This window comes from Phenylobacterium sp., assembly GCF_036263695.1.
GTDB lineage: Bacteria > Pseudomonadota > Alphaproteobacteria > Caulobacterales > Caulobacteraceae > Phenylobacterium.
Map to the genome: position 1 here is coordinate 1 of NZ_DATAGM010000179.1, position 2,961 is coordinate 2,961.

The 2,961-nt window shown below is 70.7% G+C and carries 3 protein-coding genes; 2 read left to right on the forward strand and 1 reads right to left on the reverse strand.

All coding sequences use genetic code 11. The features are described from left to right. Positions 1-82 precede the first annotated feature (82 nt). Positions 83-235, forward strand: a complete 153-nt coding sequence (locus VHK87_RS07295) for a hypothetical protein (RefSeq protein ID WP_329634240.1) — start codon at positions 83-85, stop codon at positions 233-235. A 5-nt stretch (positions 236-240) separates the two neighbouring features. Here the strand turns inward: VHK87_RS07295 and VHK87_RS07300 are convergent, their stop codons facing one another. Continuing rightward, on the reverse strand, positions 241-1,863 hold the full coding sequence (locus VHK87_RS07300) for an NAD(P)/FAD-dependent oxidoreductase (RefSeq protein ID WP_329634241.1): 1,623 nt from the start codon (positions 1,861-1,863) through the stop codon (positions 241-243). A gap of 178 nt (positions 1,864-2,041) precedes the next feature. On the opposite strand from VHK87_RS07300, the gene VHK87_RS07305 reads away from it, so the two are divergent. Further along, a partial coding sequence (locus tag VHK87_RS07305; RefSeq protein WP_329634242.1) for an acyl-CoA dehydrogenase family protein occupies positions 2,042-2,961 on the forward strand: 920 nt, incomplete at its 3' end.

Consider the following 2,961-nt stretch of genomic DNA (forward strand, 5'->3'; position numbering starts at 1 on the left):
CAACGCGGTCACCCCGCTGCCGACCCGCGAGCGCCGCGGCGCCGCGGAGACTTATCCGTTTGGCCTCTGAAGGAGCGCCCCGATGAACACCCAGCCGCCCGGCGACCCGAACCCGCCCGCCATACCTCCGGAGATGCCGCAGCAGCCTCCTCCCGAGGATACGCCGGTCTATCCGGATCCGGACAACCCGACCGGCCTGCCCGCTACACCCGGGAACGACAAGCCAGTCGTCTGACAGCGCTACTCCGCCGCCACCGCCTCGCGCCGCTCGAGCCTGAAGCCGCGGTAGCCCTCGGCCGCGACCTGGTTGCAGATCTGCCGGTAGTGGCCGCCGACGTAGGGCATGAAGACCCGCGGTTTCCCGGGAATGTTGGCGCCGATGTACCAGCTGTTGGCCTTGGGAAAGAGGGTCTTGTCGGCGGCCTCGTTGACCTTGGCGACCCAGTCCTCCTGGGCCTGCGGGTCGGCCTCGATGACCTCCACGCCGTTCGCCTCCAGCCAGGCCAGGCAGTCGCCGATCCAGTCCACGTGCTGCTCGCAGCTGCTGATCATGTTCGACAGCACCGAGGGGCTGCCCGGGCCGGTGACGGTGAAGAAGTTGGGGAAACCCGCCACCTGCAGACCGAGGTAGGTCTTCGGCCCGTCGCGCCAGGCCTCCGCCAGGCTGGACCCGCCCTCGCCGCGGATGTCCACGTTCAGCAGCGCGCCGGTCATGGCGTCGAAGCCGGTCGCGTAGACGATCGCGTCCACCGGATATTCCTGCGCCGTCGTCCGCACGCCGGCCCGGGTGATCGCCTCGATGGGCGCCTTGCGCAGGTTCACCAGGGTGACGTTGTCCTGGTTGAAGACCTCGTAGTAGCCGGTGTCGACGCAGATCCGCTTGGCGCCGATGGGATGGTCGTCCGGCAGCAGGGCCTCGGCGACTTCCGGGTCCTTCACGGTCTCGCGGATCTTCTCCCGCACGAAGTTGGCCGCCGCGTCGTTTGCGATGGGATTGGTCAACAGGTCCGCCAGGGCGCCGAGGTAGCCGGCGCCGCCGATGTTCCACAGCTCCTCGAACCTGGCCCGCTGCTGCTCGGCGGTGAGGCTGCGCATCGGGCTGCCGCCGGCGATCCCAGCCGTTCCGTCCAGCACCATCTGCCGATAGGCCGGGTACTGCTCCCAGAAGGCGGCGTAGTGCCTGTCTGTGAGAGGTCCGTTGCGGGCCGGGACGCTGAAGTTGGGGGTGCGTTGGAAGACGTAGAGGCGCTCCGCCTCCTTGGCGATCTCGGTGATCGACTGGATGGCCGACGAGCCGGTGCCGATCACGGCGACGATCTTGCCCTTGAAGCTGACCGGCTCGTGCGGCCACGTCCCGGTGTGGAAGCTCGCCCCCTCGAAGCTGTCCTGGCCGGGGATTTCCGGCGCGCGGGGCACGGACAGGCAGCCGGTGGCCATGATGCAGAACCGCGCCGAGACGTCGTCGCCACGGTTGGTCGTCACCCGCCAGCGGCGGGCGCCGGCGTCCCAGGCGGCGGACTTGACCTTCGTCTCGAAAGCGAATGGGCGCTTCAGGTCGTACTTGTCGGCGACGTAGTTGGCGTAGGCCAGGATCTCGGGCTGGGCGGCGTACTTCTCGCTCCAGCGCCACTCCTGCTGCACCTCCTCCGACCAGGTGTAGGAGTAGAACAGGCTCTGGATGTCGCAGCGCGCGCCCGGATAGCGGTTCCAGTACCAGGTGCCGCCGACCCCGCCGGCCGCATCGAACCCCTGGATGCTCATCCCGAGCTGGCGCAGCCGGTGGACCATGTAGAGGCCGCCGAAGCCGGCGCCGACCACGACCGCGTCCACCTCCGCCACGATGGGCGCCCTCTGATCCGTCACGCTGTCACTCCCGCTTCTCGTCCGCCGGCTCGCGCGGCGGTTTGGCCACACAGAAGACCCTGGCTGACGGCGTTCGGCAACTCGGACCCGCCCCGACGTCAACCTTGCGCGGCTCCGGCCGCTGAGGCTTTGTGAGGGAACCCGCCTCGCGTGCAAGAAGGCGGGAAGGGAGTGACGCATGGGAACGCTGACGGCGCAGGAGCGCCTCGCCTTCCAGGACTCGGTCCGCCGGCTGCTCGCCGACCGCAGCACGGAGGCCGACGTGCGCCGGGTCATGGAGACCGAGGCGGGCTACGATCCCGAGGTGTGGAAGGCGCTGGCGGAGATCGGCGCCGTCGGCGTCATGGTCGATCCGGAATACGGCGGCGCGGGCGCCGGCCCCCTCGAACTCGAGCTGGTGATGGAAGAGGTCGGCGCCGCCCTCCTCTGCTCGCCCCTGCTCTCCAGCGGCGTGCTGGCGGCCGGCCTGCTGCAGGCGCTGGGCGATGCGGATACCAACGCGCGCCTGCTGCCGGCCATCGCCGACGGCTCCCTCATCGCCACCGCCGCCCTGACCGGCCCGCGCGGGACCTGGACACCGCATGCCGTCGCCGTCCAGGCGCGCGCCGACGGCGAGGCCTGGCGCCTCGACGGCCAGGCCAGCTTCGTCACCCACGGCCAGGTCGCCGACCTGCTGCTCGTCGCCGCCAACACAGACGCGGGGCTCGCCGTCTTCCAAGTCGAGCCCGCCGGCGTGACGGTGAAGCCGCTGCCCACCTTCGACCACACCCTGCGGCTTGCGGACATAACCTTCGATGGCGCGCCGGCCCGGCGCATCGCCTCGAAGCGGCCGGCGTGGGACGCCGTCGAGGAAGCGCTCGACCTCGCCCGCATCGCGCTGGCCGGCGAACAGGCGGGGGGCGGTCGGCGGGTGCTGGAGTTCACCCTCGACTACGCCAAGTCGCGCATCCAGTTCGGCCGGGCCATCGGCAGCTATCAGGCGATCAAGCACATGGCCGCCGACCTGCTGCTGGAGTCGGAGAGCGCCACCTCCGCGGCCCGCCACGCCGCCGCCCAGCTCGCCGCCGGCGCGTCTGACGCGAAGGCCGCGGTGGAGCT